Origin of the sequence: Metapseudomonas otitidis (assembly GCF_011397855.1) — a bacterium.
Classification (GTDB): domain Bacteria; phylum Pseudomonadota; class Gammaproteobacteria; order Pseudomonadales; family Pseudomonadaceae; genus Metapseudomonas; species Metapseudomonas otitidis.
Genome location: NZ_AP022642.1, coordinates 4,172,759 through 4,191,680, shown reverse-complemented (window position 1 = coordinate 4,191,680; position 18,922 = coordinate 4,172,759). Strand labels below are relative to the sequence as shown.

16 protein-coding genes and 4 tRNA genes are annotated in these 18,922 nt (G+C 66.0%); 14 read left to right on the top strand and 6 right to left on the bottom strand.

What is annotated here, in order from left to right; genetic code table 11:
- Positions 1 to 5: 5 nt before the first annotated feature.
- Together PotMrB4_RS19255 and PotMrB4_RS19250 are read right to left on the bottom strand one after the other, a co-directional pair.
- The gene (locus PotMrB4_RS19255; protein WP_074968519.1) at positions 6 to 1,562 is read right to left on the bottom strand and encodes an MDR family MFS transporter; all 1,557 of its coding nucleotides are present in this window, start codon (positions 1,560 to 1,562) and stop codon (positions 6 to 8) included.
- Between the two features lie 2 nt (positions 1,563 to 1,564).
- On the bottom strand, positions 1,565 to 2,602 hold the full coding sequence (locus PotMrB4_RS19250; protein WP_172434226.1) for an HlyD family secretion protein: 1,038 nt from the start codon (positions 2,600 to 2,602) through the stop codon (positions 1,565 to 1,567).
- A gap of 104 nt (positions 2,603 to 2,706) precedes the next feature.
- Here PotMrB4_RS19250 and PotMrB4_RS19245 point away from each other — a divergent pair, with 104 nt between their 5' ends.
- From PotMrB4_RS19245 to PotMrB4_RS19210, 8 genes are all read left to right on the top strand, one after another.
- Positions 2,707 to 3,630: a LysR family transcriptional regulator gene (locus PotMrB4_RS19245; protein ID WP_044408697.1), complete on the top strand. Its 924-nt coding sequence runs from the start codon at positions 2,707 to 2,709 to the stop codon at positions 3,628 to 3,630.
- Positions 3,631 to 3,655: 25 nt separating this feature from the next.
- Positions 3,656 to 5,140 carry a glutamate--tRNA ligase gene (gene gltX / locus PotMrB4_RS19240; RefSeq protein WP_142016156.1) on the top strand — a complete coding sequence of 495 codons (1,485 nt, stop codon included), beginning with the start codon at positions 3,656 to 3,658 and terminating at the stop codon, positions 5,138 to 5,140.
- 232 nt (positions 5,141 to 5,372) lie between these two features.
- Positions 5,373 to 5,448, top strand: a tRNA-Ala gene (locus PotMrB4_RS19235).
- A 45-nt stretch (positions 5,449 to 5,493) separates the two neighbouring features.
- Positions 5,494 to 5,569 (top strand) — tRNA-Glu (locus PotMrB4_RS19230).
- Between the two features lie 50 nt (positions 5,570 to 5,619).
- A tRNA-Ala gene (locus PotMrB4_RS19225) sits at positions 5,620 to 5,695 on the top strand.
- Between the two features lie 66 nt (positions 5,696 to 5,761).
- Positions 5,762 to 5,837 (top strand) — tRNA-Glu (locus PotMrB4_RS19220).
- Between the two features lie 271 nt (positions 5,838 to 6,108).
- The gene (locus PotMrB4_RS19215; protein WP_044408691.1) at positions 6,109 to 6,756 is read left to right on the top strand and encodes a bifunctional 4-hydroxy-2-oxoglutarate aldolase/2-dehydro-3-deoxy-phosphogluconate aldolase; all 648 of its coding nucleotides are present in this window, start codon (positions 6,109 to 6,111) and stop codon (positions 6,754 to 6,756) included.
- Entirely contained in the window at positions 6,756 to 7,193 is a 438-nt protein-coding gene (locus tag PotMrB4_RS19210) for an acyl-CoA thioesterase (RefSeq protein ID WP_172434225.1), read from the top strand. The genes PotMrB4_RS19215 and PotMrB4_RS19210 overlap by 1 nt, the downstream gene beginning before the upstream one ends.
- Positions 7,194 to 7,195: 2 nt before the next feature.
- Here PotMrB4_RS19210 and PotMrB4_RS19205 read toward each other — a convergent pair whose 3' ends face one another.
- Positions 7,196 to 7,567 carry a hypothetical protein gene (locus PotMrB4_RS19205; RefSeq protein WP_172434224.1) on the bottom strand — a complete coding sequence of 124 codons (372 nt, stop codon included), beginning with the start codon at positions 7,565 to 7,567 and terminating at the stop codon, positions 7,196 to 7,198.
- 132 nt (positions 7,568 to 7,699) lie between these two features.
- On the opposite strand from PotMrB4_RS19205, the gene PotMrB4_RS19200 reads away from it, so the two are divergent.
- The gene (locus PotMrB4_RS19200; RefSeq protein WP_172434223.1) at positions 7,700 to 8,695 is read left to right on the top strand and encodes a tRNA dihydrouridine synthase; all 996 of its coding nucleotides are present in this window, start codon (positions 7,700 to 7,702) and stop codon (positions 8,693 to 8,695) included.
- Here PotMrB4_RS19200 and PotMrB4_RS19195 read toward each other — a convergent pair.
- The gene (locus PotMrB4_RS19195; RefSeq protein ID WP_172434222.1) at positions 8,653 to 9,399 is read right to left on the bottom strand and encodes an SDR family oxidoreductase; all 747 of its coding nucleotides are present in this window, start codon (positions 9,397 to 9,399) and stop codon (positions 8,653 to 8,655) included. The two genes, PotMrB4_RS19200 and PotMrB4_RS19195, sit on opposite strands and share 43 nt — an antisense overlap.
- 109 nt (positions 9,400 to 9,508) lie before the next feature.
- Between PotMrB4_RS19195 and PotMrB4_RS19190 the strand changes: the two genes are divergently transcribed.
- Positions 9,509 to 9,964, top strand: a complete 456-nt coding sequence (locus PotMrB4_RS19190) for an Hsp20 family protein (protein WP_044408679.1) — start codon at positions 9,509 to 9,511, stop codon at positions 9,962 to 9,964.
- A gap of 60 nt (positions 9,965 to 10,024) precedes the next feature.
- Here PotMrB4_RS19190 and PotMrB4_RS19185 read toward each other — a convergent pair whose 3' ends face one another.
- Both PotMrB4_RS19185 and PotMrB4_RS19180 read right to left on the bottom strand, forming a co-directional pair.
- Entirely contained in the window at positions 10,025 to 13,696 is a 3,672-nt protein-coding gene (locus tag PotMrB4_RS19185) for a PAS domain S-box protein (protein ID WP_172434221.1), read from the bottom strand.
- 117 nt (positions 13,697 to 13,813) lie between these two features.
- On the bottom strand, positions 13,814 to 14,695 hold the full coding sequence (locus tag PotMrB4_RS19180) for a LysR family transcriptional regulator (protein WP_044408673.1): 882 nt from the start codon (positions 14,693 to 14,695) through the stop codon (positions 13,814 to 13,816).
- Positions 14,696 to 14,900: 205 nt separating this feature from the next.
- Between PotMrB4_RS19180 and leuC the strand changes: the two genes are divergently transcribed.
- The 4 genes from leuC to leuB are packed head-to-tail and all read left to right on the top strand — an operon-like array spanning position 14,901 to position 18,900.
- The gene (leuC, locus tag PotMrB4_RS19175; RefSeq protein ID WP_172434220.1) at positions 14,901 to 16,328 is read left to right on the top strand and encodes a 3-isopropylmalate dehydratase large subunit; all 1,428 of its coding nucleotides are present in this window, start codon (positions 14,901 to 14,903) and stop codon (positions 16,326 to 16,328) included.
- A gap of 11 nt (positions 16,329 to 16,339) precedes the next feature.
- The gene (gene leuD, locus PotMrB4_RS19170) at positions 16,340 to 16,981 is read left to right on the top strand and encodes a 3-isopropylmalate dehydratase small subunit (protein ID WP_044408667.1); all 642 of its coding nucleotides are present in this window, start codon (positions 16,340 to 16,342) and stop codon (positions 16,979 to 16,981) included.
- 20 nt (positions 16,982 to 17,001) lie between these two features.
- A complete protein-coding gene (locus PotMrB4_RS19165) occupies positions 17,002 to 17,766 on the top strand; it encodes a class I SAM-dependent methyltransferase (RefSeq protein WP_172434219.1) in 765 nt (254 codons plus the stop codon).
- Between the two features lie 51 nt (positions 17,767 to 17,817).
- Positions 17,818 to 18,900, top strand: coding sequence for a 3-isopropylmalate dehydrogenase (gene leuB, locus PotMrB4_RS19160; protein ID WP_172434218.1), 1,083 nt, complete (start codon positions 17,818 to 17,820; stop codon positions 18,898 to 18,900).
- Positions 18,901 to 18,922 lie beyond the last annotated feature (22 nt).

Below are 18,922 nucleotides of genomic sequence, written 5' to 3'. Positions count from 1 at the left end.
GGGGGTCAGTGGGCCGCAGCGCCGGCCCCGCTGCCACCGGCCGGCAGGCTGCGGGTCAGCAGCACGGCAATCATGCTGACCCCGAGGGCGATGCCGATGAAATGGAAGGCGTCGTTGTACGCCATGATTGCCGCCTGCTGGTGGGCGATCTCGCTCAGCTTGCCCAGCGCCGCCTGATCGCTGCCGAGCTTCTCCGAAAGCAGGGCGAGGCGCTCTGCGACCTGGGGATTGCTGGGCACCAGGGATTCACGCAGGTAGTCGAAGTAGACCTTGGCGCGGCTGTCCAGCAGCGTGGCCAGTAGGGCGATGCCGATGGCGCCGCCCAGGTTGCGCAGGATGTTGAACAGGCTGGAAGCCGAGCCGGCATCCTGGGGCAGGATGTAGGCGGTGGCGATCAGCGAAATGGTCACCATGACCAGGGGCTGGCCCAGGGCACGAATGATCTGGATATGGTTGAACTGCGGGCCGGCAAAGTCCGGATTGAGAACGCCCGAGGCGAAGCTGGCTGCGCCGAACAACCCAAAGCCGATGGCGCACAGCAGCTTTGGCGAAATGATCTTCATCAGCTTGGGCACCAGCGGGATCAGGAACAGCTGGGGTACGCCCATCCACATGATCACCTCGCCGATCTGCAGGGCGTTGTAGCCCTGGATCTGCGCCAGGTAGAGCGGCAGCACATAAATGGATCCATAGAGCCCCACGCCCAGGCCCAGGCTGGAGATGCTGCTGAGCCCGAAGTTGCGGTTGGCCAGGATGCCCAGGTTGATCAGCGGGTTGGGGCGCGAGAGCTGCAGGATGACGAACAGCACCAGGCTCACCAGGGCGATGCTGCCCAGGCCGACGATCAGGTTCGATTCCAGCCAGTCCTTGCGATGCCCCTCTTCGAGGAATACCTGCAGGCAGCCCAGCCCCATGCCGAGGGTGACGATGCCGGCGTAGTCCGTGCGCTTGAGCAGTTCCCAGTGGGGCGCCTTCTTCTCCAGGCCGTACATCAGGCCGGCGATCATCAGCAGGCCCGGGGGCACGTTGATGTAGAAGATGTATTCCCAGCCGAAGTTTTCGGTGAGCCAGCCCCCCAGCGTCGGGCCGATGGAAGGCGCGAAGGTGGCGGTGATGGCGAACAGCGCCATGCCCTTGGCGCGGTGGTGCTCCGGCAGCTTGATCAGTGTGAGGGTGAAGGCCAGGGGGATCAGTGCCCCGCCGGTGAAGCCCTGCATGGCACGGAAGACGATCATGCTCTCCAGGTTCCAGGCCAGGGAGCAGAGCAGCGAGGAGGCGAGGAAGCCCAGGGAAACCCACACGGCCAGCCGGCGTGCCGAAAGCAGCTGCACCAGCCAGGCGGTGAGGGGAATCATGATGATCTCGGCCACCAGGTAGGACGTGGAGATCCACGAGCCCTCTTCCAGCGTGGCCGACAGTGCGCCCTGTATGTCCTTGAGCGATGAGTTGGTGATCTGGATGTCCAGCACCGCCATGAAGGCGCCGAGCATGGCGCTCATCACGGCGATCCAGTCTCGTCGGCTGGGCTCGCCGGTGGGGCGCAGCAGCGCGTCAGCGGCCACGGTCATTCATCCCGCTGGATGGAGACCTTCACCAGCACCGACATGCCGGGGCGGATGCGGCCTTTCAGGGGGCTTTCGCGGTCGAAGGTGATCTTCACCGGGATGCGCTGCACCACCTTGGTGAAGTTGCCGGTGGCATTGTCCGGCGGCAGCAGGCTGAACTGCGCGCCGGAGGCGGCGAACAGGCTGTCCACGCGGCCTTCGATCGGCGTGCTGGGGAAGCTGTCGAACACCAGTTCCACCTTCTGGCCCGGCTGCATGTGTTCGATCTGGGTTTCCTTGAAGTTGGCCTGCACCCAGATGTCCTGGTCCGGTACCAGGGACATCAGGTGGGCACCCACCTGCACGTACTGGCCGTTGCGTGCCGCGCGCTGGCCGACGAAGCCGTCGATGGGGGCGCGGATCTCGGTGCGTGCCAGGTTCAGTTCGGCCTGGGCGATGTCCGCCCGGGCGGTGGCGATCTGTGCCTCGAGGCGCTTGATGTCGGCGCGCAGGGCGTCGGTCTGCACGCGCTGGGCCTTGAGGTCGGCTTCGGCCTTGGCCAGTTGCGAGCGGGCGACGCGGGAGTCGGCCGAGAGTGTGGTGACGCGCTCTTCCGACACGTAGCCGGGCTTGCGCAGGGTCTGGGCGCGGGACAGGTCGATCTGGGTGCGGCCCAGGGTGGCCTGGCTCGCGGAGACATCCGCCTCGCTGGCCGCGATGAGGCTGGACTGTTGGGTGAGTTTGCTCTGGGCCTGGGCCAGTTCGGCCTCGCGGGTCGCCAGGGTGGCCTGGGCACGCTCAAGGGCGACGCGGAAGTCTGCCGACTCCAGGCGCACCAGCAGGTCCCCTTTCTTGACGGCCTGGTTGTCCCCCACCAGTACTTCTTCTATACGCGCGCCCAACTGACTCGAGACCCGGGTGATTTCGCCCTGGACATAGGCATTGTCCGTGCTCTCCAGGAAGCGACCGATCAGCAGCCAATGTGCGAAGAAACCACCGACCACCAGCACCAATAGCGTCAGGAAGATGAACAGGCGGCGTTTCAACGGGGTAGGCATGGGCAGGCTCGAATCTGTGATCAAAGACGCGGGAATCTAGCACTGTTCCAGTCAGGCAAGTAGCCAGTACACTTCGTAAACTTTGTTGCTTATGGGGAACAATAATGGGGCTGGATGATGCGCTGATCTTCACCCGCGTCGTGGAGTTGCACAGTTTTACCCAGGCGGCACACAGCCTGGGCATGCAGAAGTCCACGGTGAGCCGGCGCATCGCACTGCTGGAGGAGCGGCTTGGGGTGCGCCTGCTCAACCGTACTACCCGCAAGCTGCGGCTCACGGAAGTGGGGCAGGCCTACTACGACCGGTGCCGCCAGATCATGCTCGACTTCGCCGAGGCCGAGCAGGCAGTGATGCAACTGCAGCAGGCACCGTCCGGATTGTTGCGTATCACGGCCCCCATCGAGTTCGGCCAGATGTTCCTCGGCCGGGTGCTCGGGCAATTCATGAGCCAGTACCCGCAGATCACCGCCCAGGTGGAGCTCACCTCCCGGGAAGTGGATCCGCTGGAGGAGGGGGTGGACATCGCCATCCTGGTGGGCCAGCCGCAGGACTCGAGCCTGATCGCCCGCAAGCTGTTCGAGGCCGGACGACGCCTATGCGCCAGCCCGGCCTACCTGGCGGCCCATGGCGTGCCGCGTACGGCCGAAGACCTGGCCCAGCACCGCGCCGTGCTCCTGCCCATCGACTCCCAGCGTTACTGGCCGCTGCTGGATACGTCCGTGCCCTGCCAGCGGGTGCTGCACTGCAACAACATCACCTTCGCCCGCGAGGCGGTGCTGGGAGGCGCGGGCATTGCCTCGCTGCCGCTGATGATCACCGAGCAGGCGGTGCGCCGTGGAGAACTGGTCGAGCTGTTGCCCGGGATTCCACTGCCCAGTGGCGAGATCTACGCCGTCTACCCCTCGCGGCGATTCCAGGCGATGAAGGTCAAGGCCTTCCTGGATTTCCTCATGGCCCGGTTGGCCATGGAGGAGGAGGCCGCGTGGCTGGAGCCCGCCGGCTCGCGCCTGCTAACATCGCGCCCTTGACCGTTCCTCTGTATCAGGACCTTCCATGACCACTGTCCGCACCCGCATCGCGCCGTCGCCCACCGGTGACCCGCACGTCGGTACCGCCTACATCGCCCTCTTCAATCTCTGCTTCGCCCGTCAGCACGGTGGCCAGTTCATCCTGCGCATCGAGGACACGGACCAGTTGCGCTCCACCCGCGAGTCCGAGCAGCAGATCTTCGACGCCCTGCGCTGGCTGGGCATCGAGTGGGACGAGGGCCCGGATGTGGGCGGCCCGCACGGCCCTTACCGCCAGAGCGAGCGCGGCGAGATCTACAAGAAGTACGCTCAGGAGCTGGTGGACAAGGACCATGCCTTCCCCTGCTTCTGCACCGCCGAGCGCCTGGACAAGCTGCGTGCCGAGCAGACCGAGCGCAAGGAAACCCCGCGCTACGACGGCCACTGCATGCACCTCCCCCGCGAGGAGTCGGCCAAGCGCATCGCTGCGGGCGAGCCCCATGTGATCCGCATGAAGATGCCCACCGAGGGCGTCTGCGTGGTTCCGGACATGCTCCGTGGCGACGTCGAGATCCCGTGGGACCGCATGGACATGCAGGTGCTGATGAAGACCGATGGCCTGCCCACCTACTTCCTGGCCAACGTGGTCGATGACCACCTGATGGGCATCACCCACGTGCTCCGTGGCGAGGAGTGGCTGCCGTCGGCGCCCAAGCTGATCAAGCTCTACGAGTATTTCGGCTGGGAGCAGCCCACGCTCTGCTACATGCCGCTGCTGCGCAACCCGGACAAGAGCAAGCTCTCCAAGCGCAAGAACCCGACCTCCATCACCTTCTATGAGCGCATGGGCTACCTGCCCGAGGCGATGCTCAACTACCTCGGCCGCATGGGCTGGTCGATGCCGGACGAGCGCGAGAAGTTCTCCCTGGCGGAGATGATCGAGCACTTCGACCTGTCGCGCGTCTCCCTCGGTGGCCCGATCTTCGATCTGGAGAAGCTCTCCTGGCTCAATGGCCAGTGGATTCGCGAGCTTCCGGTGGAGCGCTTCGCGGCTGAGGTGCAGAAGTGGGCGCTGAATCCCGACTACCTGATGAAGATCGCTCCCCATGTACAGGGGCGGGTCGAGACCTTCAGTCAGATCGCCCCGCTGGCCGGCTTCTTCTTCGCCGGTGCGCTGCCTCTGGATGCATCGCTGTTCGAGCACAAGAAGCTCGCGCCCGACCAGGTGCGTCAGGTGCTGCAACTGGTGCTGTGGAAGCTGGAATCGCTGCGCCAGTGGGAGAAGGATCGCATCACCGCTTGCATCCAGGCCGTGGCTGAACACCTCGGGCTGAAGCTGCGCGATGTCATGCCGCTGATGTTCCCGGCCATCACCGGGCAATCCAGCTCGGTCTCGGTGCTGGATGCCATGGAGATCCTCGGTGCCGACCTCACCCGTTTCCGTCTGCGCCAGGCGCTCGAGCTGCTTGGGGGCACGTCTAAGAAGGAAACCAAGGAGTGGGAGAAGATTCGCGACGCCATTCCAGGCTGAGTGATCAAGTACCGAAGAGGCCCGCCTGATGCGGGCCTTTTCGTATGTGCGGGCAGGGTGGTGGCTTCGGTTTTACCGGGCGGCAATGGCAGAGGCGGGTAAGTGTTTGTTCTGTCGACGAAAAATTTTCGATTTCGATGAAAAAACTTGTTGACGACCTCCAGGGTCGCCCTTAATATGCGCCCCGTCTTCGCGACGAACTGAACGTAGCGAAGTGATCCAGCGGTACTTTGGGGCTATAGCTCAGCTGGGAGAGCGCTTGCATGGCATGCAAGAGGTCGACGGTTCGATCCCGTCTAGCTCCACCAATTTACCGGAATGTGAAGCGCACGCTTCATGTTCGCGAAGGTTAAGTCCCCTTCGTCTAGTGGCCTAGGACACCGCCCTTTCACGGCGGTAACAGGGGTTCGAGTCCCCTAGGGGACGCCACTTTCCAGCAGCGATTGCCGCCAGGCAAATCGCGCACCGAAGCGGTTTTCGGGGCTATAGCTCAGCTGGGAGAGCGCTTGCATGGCATGCAAGAGGTCGACGGTTCGATCCCGTCTAGCTCCACCAAATCCGATGCGTCCAGCATCAAATTCAAGGCCAGCGCTTAGCTGGCCTTGCTTTTCGAAGGTTACTGTCCCCTTCGTCTAGTGGCCTAGGACACCGCCCTTTCACGGCGGTAACAGGGGTTCGAGTCCCCTAGGGGACGCCACTTTTCCCGCTCTGCGGGGTTTCAAGGGTCATTCCGTCATGGAGTGGCCCTTTTGTTTTTGGGCCTGAAAAAATTCCTCCCTTCCCTCGTGCCTTTGGCCGGCTGGCCCTTGGCGGCGGCCTGCTCGTGCAGGAAGATGGCAGCCCATTGGCGGCGCCGTGACCGGCTGAGTGCTGTCCGCTTCCAAGGAACACGTCGGCCTGGTGTCGGTCGACATCTGGAATGGCCGGCCCGGTGGGCCGTGGCATCTGCATTGAGGGGATAGAGGCAAATGAGTCTGACGATGGATGTGGTGTTGCGCAGGGCGCGCCCCGTCTTGCCGGTGCTGGTGATCGAAGACACCGCCCTGGCGCTGGACCTGGCCGGCGCGCTGAGTGCCGGTGGGGTCGAGGTGCTGGAGGTGACCTTGCGTACGCCGCGTGCGCTGGACGCGGTCGCGGCGATCCGCAAGGAGTTCCCGGACCTGCTGGTGGGGGCGGGCACGCTGATCCACACCGAGCAGTTCCTCGAGGTTCGCGATGCGGGTGCGCATTTTGCCGTGAGCCCGGGCTGCACCGAGCGCCTGGCCGCCGCCGCCGAGGACTCCGGCCTGCCTTACCTGCCCGGTGTCATGACACCCTCCGAGGTGCTGCTGGCGCTGGAATACGGCTACCGCTCGCTGAAGCTGTTCCCCGCCAACGGCAATGCCAGCGTGAAGATGCTCAAGAGCCTGAAGGGGCCCTTCACCGGCATCCGTTTCTGCCCCACCGGCGGCGTCACGCCGGACAACCTGCTGAGCTTCCTGCAACTGCCCAACGTCGCGTGCGTGGGCGGCACCTGGATCGCGCCGTCGAGCCTGATCCGCGCTCGCGCCTGGGACCAGATCACCCAGCTGGCGCGAGAGGCCCGGGAGCTGGTGCACAAGGCGGAGCACGGCTGATGAACTGGGACCGACCCCTTCCATTCGTGATCGACCTGGTTGTGGCGGCCGATGACATCGACGGCCTCGGCCATGCCAACAACGCCGTCTACGTCAGCTGGCTGGAGCGCTGTGCCTGGCGCCACTCCCAGAGCCTGGGCCTGGACCTGGCCGAATACCGTCGCCTCGACCGCGCCATGGCAGTGGTGCGCCACGAGATCGACTACCTGGCCGCTGCCTATGAAGGGCAGGCACTGCAGATGGGCACCTGGATCGTCGAATCGGACCAGCGCCTGAAGATGGACCGCTGCTTCCAGCTGATCCGCCCCGAAGATGGCGCGACGCTCCTGCGTGCGCGCACCACCTTCGTCTGCATCGAACTGTCGACCGGTCGGCCCAAGCGCATGCCCGTCGAGTTCGTAGAGGGTTACGGCCGGGCGCTGCTGCCGGCCGATTGAACTCATTCCAGGGCGGGCGCCAGGTACAGCTCCGTCGGGCTTTGCATGATGCGCAGGCTGCGGTGCTCCCCCGGTTGCAGGAGGATTGATTGCGGCCGCCCAACCGGGCCGGCGCTGCAGTAGCCCGAAGGCGTTTGCCGCAAGGCCAGCACCTGCTCGCCTGCCGGTACCTCCAGTACCACCGCCTGTCCCGGCGCGAGCTGCGCCACGGCCTCATCCCGCAGGTAGAGGTTGATGTCGCAGGCGTTGGCGGCGTTTTCGTCCCGGCGTACTTCCAGTTCGGCCAGAGCGTCTGGCGCAGGCTGCAGCGCGTCCGCAAAGCTGGTGGCTGCAGCGGTCATGCAGCAGGCGAGGGCTAGGCAGGATGCTTTCATAAGGCGGCTCGCGGTTCTGGTCCTGCGGTTTGGACCACGGACGAGCGGCTTCGGCTCCCGCCCATTCAAGGGTTCTAACCCTCGGGGCCGCCCATTACACTACGCGCCCCTCAACACACCCCTTCAGCTCCTATGCAAATCGCCTTGGCACCCATGGAAGGCCTGGTCGACGAAATCCTGCGTGACGTCCTCACCCGTGTGGGCGGCATCGACTGGTGCGTCACCGAGTTCATCCGCGTGTGCGACCGCTTGTTGCCCGCCACCACATACCAGAAGCTGGCGCCTGAGCTGGCCGACGGTGCACGCACCCGAGCAGGCACGCCCATGCGGGTGCAGTTCCTCGGCTCGGACCCGGTGTGCCTGGGCGAGAACGCTGCCTTTGCCTGCGAGCTCGGAGCGCCGGTCATCGACCTGAACTTCGGTTGCCCGGCCAAGACGGTGAACAAGTCCCGGGGTGGTGCCGTACTGCTCAAGGAGCCCGAGCTGCTGCATGCCATCGTTTCCGAGGTGCGGCGCGCGGTACCGGCAGCCATTCCGGTGACGGCGAAGATGCGCCTGGGTTACGACAGCCCCGAGGTCGCCCTCGACTGTGCCCGCGCGCTGGCCGACGGCGGTGCCCAGCAGATCGTGGTCCACGCCCGTACCAAGGTGGAGGGTTACAAGCCGCCTGCCCACTGGGAGTGGGTCGCGCGGGTGCAGGACGTGGTGCGCGTGCCGGTGTTCGCCAACGGCGAGGTGTGGACCCTGGACGACTGGCGACGTTGCCGGGAGGTGAGCGGGGTGGAGGACATCATGCTCGGCCGCGGCCTGGTTTCGCGGCCCTCGCTGGCCCGGCAGATCGCAGCCGTGCGCGATGGTCGCGAGCCGGAAGAGATGAGCTGGGAAGCGTTCTTCCCGCTGCTGCAGGACTTCTGGCGCCAGGCCCGGCACAAGCTCGCGCCGCGCTACGCCCCCGGTCGCCTCAAGCAATGGGTGGGCATGCTCACCCGGACCTACCCCGAGGCGGTGGCGCTGTTCGCCGAGATCCGCCGGGAGCATGACTGCCTGCGCATCGACAGCCTGCTGGGCTGCGATCTGCTTGCGGTTCAGCGGCCGCCCGAAACGTCCAGAATGGCGCCGGTGGTGTAGGACGCCTCGTCGCTGGCCAGCCACAGGATGGCCGCTGCAATCTCCTCCGCTTCGCCCCCGCGCTTCATCGGCACGCTGTGGCGCACCCGTTCGATCCGGTCGGGCTCGCCGCCGCTGGCATGGATGTCGGTGTGGATCACCCCCGGGCGAACCGCGTTGACCCGGATGCCCTCGCCGGCCAGCTCCTTCGCCATGCCCAGGGTCATGGAATCGATGGCACCCTTGGCGGTGGCATAGTCGATGTATTCATCGGGAGCGCCGATACGGGCTGCCACCGAGGACAGGTTGACGATGGCGCCACCGGTGCCGCCGTGCCGGGTCGACAGGCGGCGGATGGCCTGCTTCGCACACAGGAAGCTGCCTATCACGTTGGCCCGCAGGACGCGCTCGAAGCGGGCTGCGTCCATGTCTTCCAGGCGCATCTGCCGCTCCAGCATGCCGGCGTTGTTCACCAGCACGTCCAGCCGGCCGAACGCCTCGTCCAGGCGCTGGAACATCTGCTCGACCTGTTCTTCGACGCCCACGTCGGCCTGTATAGCCAACGCTTCGCCGCCCCCTGCGCGTATGGCATTGACCAGCGCTTCGGCCTCTTCGCGCCGCTCCCGGTAGTTGATGCCCACGGCGTAGCCGCGTTGCGCGGCGAGACTTGCCGTGGCAGCACCGATGCCACGACTGGCTCCTGTGACGAGCATGACCTTGCGCATGATTTGCCCCCTTGAAAAGTTTCGGCCTGTCCCTATCTAGGGTACTGCGGGATGCCGAAGTCGGGTCCCGCACCCGTAGAACCCTTGCTGATCTATTCAGGAGAACACTATGAGCACTGCATTTTCCCTGGCCCCCCTGTTCCGCCATTCCGTGGGTTTCGACCGCTTCAACGACCTGTTCGAGTCGGCCCTGCGCAACGAAGGGGGCAGCAGCTACCCGCCCTACAACGTCGAGAAGCATGGCGATGACCAGTACCGCATCGTGGTCGCGGCCGCCGGCTTCCAGGAAGACGACCTCGAACTGCAGGTCGAGCGTGGCGTGCTGACCGTCAGCGGTGGCAAGCGCGACAAGGGCCCCGAGAGCAGCGTGACCTACCTGCACCAGGGCATCGCCCAGCGCGCCTTCAAGCTGTCGTTCCGCCTGGCCGACCACATCGAGGTGAAGGGTGCGTCGCTGCAGAACGGCCTGCTCAACATCGACCTGGTGCGTGTCGTGCCGGAAGAGGCCAAGCCCAAGCGCATTCCCATCGGTGGCAATGGCGGGCCGGCCATGCTGGAGCACTGATCGACTCCTGGCCATGTGAAACAAGGGCGCCCGAGTGGCGCCCTTTTTCTTGCCCGGGAATCAGGCGTTGGCGGCCGTCGCCGGTTTGAGCAGCGTGCGGAAGGCGGAGAAGGGCAGGGGGCGGCTGAACAGGTAGCCCTGATAGAGGTGGCAGCCCTGCTGCTCGAGGAACTCCAGCTGCTCGGGCTGTTCCACGCCTTCGGCCACCATGCCCAGGCCGAGGCTGCGCGCCATGGCAACGATGGCGCGGATGATCTCGGCGTCATTGGGGTCGTTGGTGGCGTCGCGGACGAAGGACTGGTCGATCTTCAGCACGTCCACCGGCAGGCGCTTGAGGTAGGTGAGGGACGAGTACCCCGTGCCGAAATCGTCCATGGCGAAGCTCACGCCGAGCTTCTTCAACCGGCGCATCTTGCCGATGGTGTCGTCGATGTTCTGGATCACGATGCCCTCGGTCACTTCCAGCTTGAGGAGGCGGCGGGGCAGGTGGCTGTTGCTCAGGCTCTTCTCGATGCGCTCGACGAAATCGTTCTGGCGGAACTGCCTCGGGCTGATGTTGACGCACAGGCTGAAGTCGCTCGGGTCGATCAGGCCATCGGCGATCAGCGTGGCGCAGTTGCGACAGGCTTCCTCCAGCACCCAGCTGCCGACTTCGAGGATCTGCCCGCTCTCCTCCAGCACCTGGATGAACTGGCCCGGTGACTGCGGGCCCAGGGTCGGGTGTACCCAGCGCAGCAGCGCTTCGGCGCCGACGATGCGGTTACTGCGGGCGTCCACCTGGGGCTGGTAGTGCAACTCGAACTCGCTGCGAGCGAGCGCCAGGCGCAGGTCGTTCTCCAGACGCAGTCGCTCGCTGGCCGCTTCCTGCATGGTGGAGCGGAACAGCTGGATGGCGTTGCGCCCCGAATCCTTGGCCCGGTACAGCGCGATGTCGGCGCGCTTGAGCAGGTCGGCCGGGGTCTGGCCGTGGTCCGGGATCAGCGCAATGCCGATGCTCGGTGTCACCTGCAGGTGGTGGCCGTCCAGCAGCATCGGCTCGGCCAGCAGCTTGCGCAGCTTGTCGGCGATCTGGCGGACCTGGCGGGTCACTTCCGAGCGCTTGCCCTCCAGGCCACTGAGCAGCACCACGAACTCATCACCGCCCAGGCGGGCTACGGTGTCCTCCAGGCGCACGCTGGCTTCGAGGCGTGCAGTGACCATCTTCAGCACGGCATCGCCCACCGGGTGGCCGAGGGAATCGTTGATGTGCTTGAAGTGGTCCAGGTCGAGGAAGAGCAGGGCGCCGCGCAGGTCGTGCCGCTTGAGCAGGGCGATTTGCTGGGTGAGGCGGTCCATCAGCAGGGCGCGGTTGGGCAGGTTGGTCAGCGGGTCGTGGTAGGCCAGGTGGTGGATCTGCTCTTGAGCGTCCTTCAGGGCGCTGATGTCCCGCGCGGTGAGCAGCAGGCAGGCCTTGCCGTCCAGCTCGATGCGCTCCACCGACACTTCCACCGTCTTGGTGTGCCCGTCGCGGTGGCGGCCGACCATTTCCAGGTGCAGCGCGCGGCCGTCGCGGTCCAGCACTTCCAGCAGCCGTCGGCGCTCGGCCGGGTCTGACCAGATCTGCATCTCGCCGGCGGTACGGCCGATCACCTCCTCGGCGCTGTAGCCGGTGAGGCGGCAGAAGCCTTCGTTGACCTCGATGTAGCGGCCGCTTTCCAGCTCGGTGATGGTGATGGCGTCCGGCGAGCTGTGGAACGCCTTGGCGAACTTCTCCTGGCTGGCCTTGAGCGCGGCTTCCGCCTGCTTGCGCTCGGTCACGTCGCGGAAGGTGGTGGTGATGCACAGCTGCCGTTCGACGCGGATGAAGCGGCTGGAGACCACGCAGGTGATCGGCTCGCCGGAGCGCTTCAGGTAGTGCACCTCGACGTTGTCCAGGCCCTTGTCCCGCATCAGTTGGGCGGAGAGTTGCTCGCGCTGTTCCAGGTTGGCCCAGAAGCGGATCTCGGGGGCGCAACGGCCGACGATCTCTTCCGGTTTCCAGCCGAACACGTCGGTGAAGCTGGGGTTGATCTCGATGAAGGCGCCGTCACGCAGGCGGGTGACGCAGATCGGGTCCGGGCTGGCCTGGAACAGGGTGGAGAACTTTTCCTCCGAGGCAGTCAGGCGCTGCTCGCGGCGCACGCGCTCGGTGATGTCCATGAGCGTGCCCGCCATGCGCAGCGGTGCGCCGTTGGCATCGCGGTAGAGCTTGGCGGTGCTCTCCAGGTAATGCACCTCGCCATTGGCGAAGCGCGAGCGGTAGATCAGTTGGTAGCGCGTCTGCTGGCCGTCCTGCAGCTCCTGGTAGGCCTTGCGCATCGTCCGGCGGTCCTCGGCGGGAACGCTGGCGAAGAACAGGTGGAAGTCCCCGTCGAAGGGTTCCGGTGCCAGCCCGTGGAGGGCCGAGGCGCGTGCCGAGCCATACAGCCGCCCGCTGGGGATGTGCCAGTCCCAGGTGCCCAGGTCGGCTGACTCCAGCGCCAGCGCCAGGCGTTCCTGGCTGTCACGCAGGGCACGCTCCTGGGCGCGTACGGCGGTGATGTCGCGCACGGTGAGGACCAGGCAGTCGCGCCCCTGCAACTGGATCTGGTCGCCGTAGATCAGGTTGGTGCTGGTGGTGCCGTCGCGGTGGCGGAGTTCCACTTCCACGCCCATCAGCCGGCCGTTGTCGTCCTGGCCGAGGAGCATCTGCCGGCGCTGCGCGGGGTCGATCCACAGGCCCAGCTCGGTGGAGGTGTGGCCGATGGTCTCGGCGTTGGTCCAGCCGAACTGCCGGGCGAAGCTGGGGTTGGCCTCGATGAACAGCCCGCTCTCGCGCTCGGTGATGACGATGGCATCCGGCGAGCTGTGAAAGGCCTTGGCGAACTTTTCCTCGCTGGTGCGCAGGGCGGCTTCGGCCTGCCGACGCTCGGTGGTGTCGAGGAAGGTGCTGATGAAGAAGGCCTCGCCGTCCAGCTCCACGTACTGGGTGGACAGCACGCCATCCAGCAGGCGGCCGTCACGGGTGCGCATCTGCACTTCCTGCACCACGGGCTCGCTGGAGCCGGGGCCGATGCGATAGAGGTGCTCGCGCTGGCGGGTGTCGACCCAGAGGTCCAACTCCAGTGCGTTGCGCCCGATCACCTCGCAGGAGGGCCAGCCGAACAGCGTTTCGAAGTGCTGGTTGGCCTCGGTGATGCGGCCGTCCTTCACGCGTACCAGCATCACCACGTCCGGGCTGAGCTGGAACAGGGTGGAGAAACGCCGTTGCGAGCTGGCCAGGGCCTCGTCGCGCTCCTGCTGGGCGGTGACGTCGCGGATCACGCCGATGACGTGGCGACGGCCATCGTCGTCCTGCTGCAGGCTGCCGCTGATCTCCAGCCAGTGCAGGCTGCCGTCCGGCCAGCGGATGCGGTGCCGGTAGGCGTGGGAGATGGGGCGGTTCTCCAGCACCAGCCTGAACAGCCCGATGATCCGTTCGCGGTCGTCCTCCGGGATCAGCTCCATGTAGTCGACCCGCTGCGCCAGCGGTACCCGCGGATCGAAGCCGAACAATGCCTGGGCCCCCCGTGACCAGTTGACCCGGCCGCTGGCCAGGTCCCAGTCCCATGCCCCCAGCCGTGCGCCGTTGAGCGCGGCGATCAGTCGCGGGGCGTCCTGCCAGCTCTGTTCGAACTCGACCGGGTCCAGGGCTGGAATGAAGGGCAGCGGGGGGCTATCGGAAGATTGGGTCATGGCGCCTGGGTCTGTCAGGAGGGTACGAATTGGCGCGGTTGAGGCCTGGAACCGAGGCAGGCATGGGAAGGCCTTTTCTTATCGTTATGGCGTTCACGTTAGCCCCAGCCCCCCGGATCAGGCAAGCGGGTCGCGTTGCCCATCCAGCAGGACCATGAAGGCCCGGGCGGCGTTGGAGAGGGTGCGGTCGGTATGGAAGATGTAGCCGAGCTGGCGGCTCAGCTGGATGTCCTGCAGCGGCAGGCGCACCACCTGCTCGTCGAGCATGGTGCGCGGCAGCACGCTCCAGGCCAGGCCGATGGACACCATCATCTTGATGGTCTCCAGGTAGTTGGTGCTCATGGCGATGTTCGGCGTCAGGCCTTCTGCCTCGAACAGGCGGCGGACGATGTGGTGGGTGAAGGTGTTGCCGCCGGGGAACACCGCCGGGTGCTTGGCAACGTCGGCGAGGAAGATGGTCTTGTCGCGGGCCAGCGGGTGTTCGGGGGCGGCTACGAAGTCGAGGGCGTCGTCCCACACCGGCACGGCCTGGACCGGGTCGGCGGTCTCCGGAGCCAGGGTGATGACCGCCAGCTCGGCACGGCCGTGGAGGATCTCCTCGTAGGCCACCTCGGAGTCGAGGAACTGGATGTCCAGCGCCACCTGCGGGTAGGCGCGGGTGAAGGCGCGTAGCAGCGGCGGCAGCCGATGCAGGCCGATGTGGTGGCTGGTGGCCAGGGTGAGCCGACCACTGATGTCGCCGGACAGGTTGCTCAGCGCGCGGCGGGTGTCGTCCAGCACGTTGAGGATCTGGTAGGCGCGGGGGAGGAGGGCGCGCCCGGCTTCCGTCAGCCCCACCTCGCGTCCCAAGCGGTCGAACAGGCGGACGTTCAGCTGCTGCTCCAGCGAGGCGATGCGCTTGCTCACCGCCGGCTGGGTGAGGTGCAGGCGTTCGCCGGCTTCGGAGAAGCTGCCGGTCTCGGCGATGGCGATAAAGGCGTTGAGGCTGGCGAGGTCCATCGGTATCGGCTCCTGGCGGCGATGGCGGATGCATCGCGGGCGTGTTCCGGTGCCTGTCGGCTGCCGGGTCATGGATTCCTGTGAGGAATCATTCGGATAAAAAATATGAATTTGAGTTATTCAATGCAAGCCCCTAGCATCCCCACACGAGCCAAGGGGCCTTTGCAGAGCCCCCGCATAGAAACACGCCGATGAGGAAAGTCCGATGGCTGGCAAGACGCTCTACGACAAGCTCTGGGAAATGCATGAGGTGAAGCGCCGCGACGATGGTTCGTCGCTCATCTACATCGACCGTCACATCCTCCACGAGGTGACCTCGCCCCAGGCCTTCGAAGGCCTGCGCCTGGCCGGTCGCAAGCCGTGGCGCATCGATGCCAACATCGCCACCCCGGACCACAACGTCCCCACCACCACCGCCGAGCGCAAGGGTGGCCTCGAGGCCATCGCCGACGAGGTGTCGCGCATCCAGGTCAAGACCCTGGACGAGAACTGCGATGACTTCGGCATCCTCGAATTCAAGATGAACGACGTGCGCCAGGGCATCGTCCACGTGGTCGGGCCGGAGCAGGGCGCCACCCTGCCGGGCATGACCGTGGTCTGCGGCGACTCCCACACCTCCACCCACGGTGCGTTCGGTGCCCTGGCCCACGGCATCGGCACCTCCGAGGTGGAGCATGTGCTCGCCACCCAGTGCCTGGTGGCCAAGAAGATGAAGAACATGCAGGTCCGCGTGGAGGGCCAGCTGCCCTTCGGCGTGACGGCCAAGGACATCGTCCTCGCCGTGATCGGCAAGATCGGCACCGCCGGTGGCAACGGCCATGCGCTGGAGTTCGCCGGCAGCGCGATCCGTGACCTGTCCATGGAAGGCCGCATGACCCTCTGCAACATGGCCATCGAAGCCGGTGCCCGCGTCGGCATGGTGGCGGTGGACGAGAAGACCGTTGCCTACGTCGAAGGTCGCCCCTTTGCGCCGAAGGGTGCTGACTGGGACAAGGCCGTGGCCGCCTGGAAGGACCTGGTGTCCGATACCGACGCCCACTTCGACACCGTGGTCGAGCTGCGTGCCGAGGACATCAAGCCCCAGGTGAGCTGGGGCACCTCGCCGGAGATGGTCCTGGCCGTCGACCAGAACGTGCCGGACCCGGCCGTCGAAGCCGACCCGGTCAAGCGCGATTCCATCGTCCGCGCGCTCAAGTACATGGGCCTGAACGCCAACCAGGCGATCACCGACATCCGCCTGGATCGCGTGTTCATCGGTTCCTGCACCAACTCGCGGATCGAGGACCTGCGCGCTGCCGCTGCCGTCGCCAAGGGCCGCAAGGTCGCCGCCACCGTCAAGCAGGCGCTGGTGGTGCCGGGCTCCGGTCTGGTCAAGGCCCAGGCCGAGCAGGAAGGGCTGGACAAGATCTTCATCGAGGCTGGCTTCGAATGGCGTGAGCCGGGCTGCTCCATGTGCCTGGCGATGAACCCGGACCGGCTGGAAAGTGGCGAGCATTGCGCCTCCACCTCCAACCGTAACTTCGAAGGGCGCCAGGGCGCGGGCGGCCGTACCCACCTGGTGAGCCCGGCCATGGCCGCCGCCGCTGCGGTGACCGGCCACTTCATCGACGTTCGTGAATTGATGCAGGCCTGAGGAGCAGAGTCATGAAAGCCTTTACCCAACACACCGGCCTGGTCTGCCCGCTCGATCGCGCCAACGTCGACACCGACCAGATCATTCCCAAGCAATTCCTCAAGTCGATCAAGCGCACCGGCTTCGGCCCCAACCTGTTCGACGAGTGGCGCTACCTGGACGTGGGCCAGCCCAACCAGGACAACTCCAAGCGCCCGGTGAACAAGGACTTCGTGCTCAACTTCCCGCGCTACCAGGGCGCCAGCGTGCTGCTGGCCCGCGAGAACTTCGGCTGCGGCTCCTCCCGCGAGCACGCCCCCTGGGCGCTGGATGAGTACGGCTTCCGCGCGGTCATCGCGCCGAGCTTCGCCGACATCTTCTTCAACAACAGCTTCAAGAACGGCCTGCTGCCGATCGTGCTGAAAGATGAAGAGATGGATGAGCTGTTCGAGCAGTGCGAGGCCACCGAGGGCTACCAGCTGACCGTCGACCTGGCGGCCCAGACCGTGACCCGTCCGGATGGCAAGTCCTATGCCTTCGAGGTGGACGCCTTCCGCAAGCATTGCCTGCTGAACGGCCTCGACGACATCGGCCTGACGCTGCAGGACGCCGATGCCATTCGCACTTTCGAAGCCGGCTATCGCCAGCGCCAGCCCTGGTTGTTCCAGGGCTGATCAGCCAGAGGAGGCTCACCATGACCACCAGCCAGCACGAGGATGTGGTCCAGCGCCAGTTCGGCAGCCAGGCCACCGCCTATCTGAACAGTGCCGTTCACGCCCAGGGCGAGGAGTTCGTCCTGCTGCGCGAGACGGTCGCGGCTGACGCCGGGGCCCGGGTACTCGACCTGGGCTGCGGTGCCGGTCATGTGAGCTTCCAGGTCGCCGAGTTCTGCGACGAGGTGGTGGCCTACGACCTGTCCGCCCAGATGCTGGACGTGGTCGCCCGCACGGCCGCCGAGCGGGGGCTGGACAACATCCGCACCCAGCAGGGCGCTGCCGAGCGCCTGCCGTTCGATGACCAGGCCTTCGACTATGTCTTCAGCCGCTATTCCGCCCACCACTGGCGGGATGTCGGCCAGGCCCTGCGCGAGGTGCGTCGGGTCCTGCGTCCGGGCGGCGCGGCGTGCTTCATCGATGTGGTCGCGCCCGGCCTGCCGTTGCTGGATACCCACCTGCAGACGGTGGAAGTGCTGCGCGACACCAGCCATGTGCGCGATTATTCGCCCTCCGAATGGGCACGGCTGGTCGGCGAGGCCGGGCTGGTACTGACCGCCTCCAAGCGGCAGCGCCTGCGCCTGGAGTTCGCCACCTGGATCGAGCGCATGCGCACGCCGGACGTATTCCGCGAGGCCATCCTGGCATTGCAGCGCTCGGTGGGCGACGAGGTGCGCGAGTATTTCGAGATTGCAGCGGACGGCTCCTTCAGCACCGATGTGCTGGTGCTCTGGGCCGAGCGCTGAACACTGAACACCCCGGCGCCGAGGCGCCGACAGATGAATGACGAGGAAAGCATGAGCAAGCAGATTCTGGTTCTCCCCGGTGACGGCATCGGTCCGGAGATCATGGCCGAGGCGGTCAAGGTGCTCGAGGTGGCCAACGACAAGTACCAACTGGGCTTCGAGCTGGTGCACGACGTGATCGGTGGCGCTGCCATCGACAAGCACGGTGTGCCCCTGGCCGACGAGACCCTGGAGCGCGCCCGCGAGGCCGATGCCGTGCTGCTGGGCGCCGTGGGCGGCCCGAAGTGGGACAAGATCGAGCGTGACATCCGCCCGGAGCGCGGCCTGCTGAAGATCCGCTCGCAACTGGGCCTGTTCGCCAACCTGCGCCCGGCCATCCTTTATCCGCAACTGGCTGAAGCGTCCAGCCTCAAACCGGAAGTGGTCGCCGGGCTGGACATCCTCATCGTCCGCGAGCTGACCGGCGGCATCTATTTCGGCCAGCCCCGCGAGCAGCGCGTACTGGAGAATGGCGAGCGCCAGGCCTACGACACCCTGCCGTACAGCGAGAGCGAGATCCGCCGCATCGCCCGCGTCGGCTTCGACATGGCCCGCGTGCGCGGCAAGAAGCTGTGCTCGGTGGACAAGGCCAACGTCCTCGCCTCCAGCCAGCTGTGGCGCGAGGTGGTGGAGGAGGTGGCCAAGGACTATCCGGACGTCGAGCTCAGCCACATGTACGTCGACAACGCCGCCATGCAACTGGTGCGTGCGCCGAAGCAGTTCGACGTGATGGTCACCGACAACATGTTCGGCGACATCCTTTCCGATGAGGCCTCCATGCTCACCGGCTCCATCGGCATGCTGCCGTCCGCCTCCCTGGATGCCAACAACAAGGGCATGTACGAGCCCTGCCACGGCTCCGCACCGGACATCGCCGGCCAGGGCATCGCCAACCCGTTGGCGACCATCCTCTCGGTGTCGATGATGCTGCGCTACAGCTTCAACCAGGGCGCCGCTGCCGATGCCATCGAACAGGCCGTGAGCCGCGTGCTGGACCAGGGCCTGCGCACCGGTGACATCTACTCCCCGGGCACGACCAAGGTCGGTACCCAGGCCATGGGCGATGCAGTGGTCGAGGCCCTGCGTAATCTGTAATCTGTCGGGCCCGCTGCGTGGC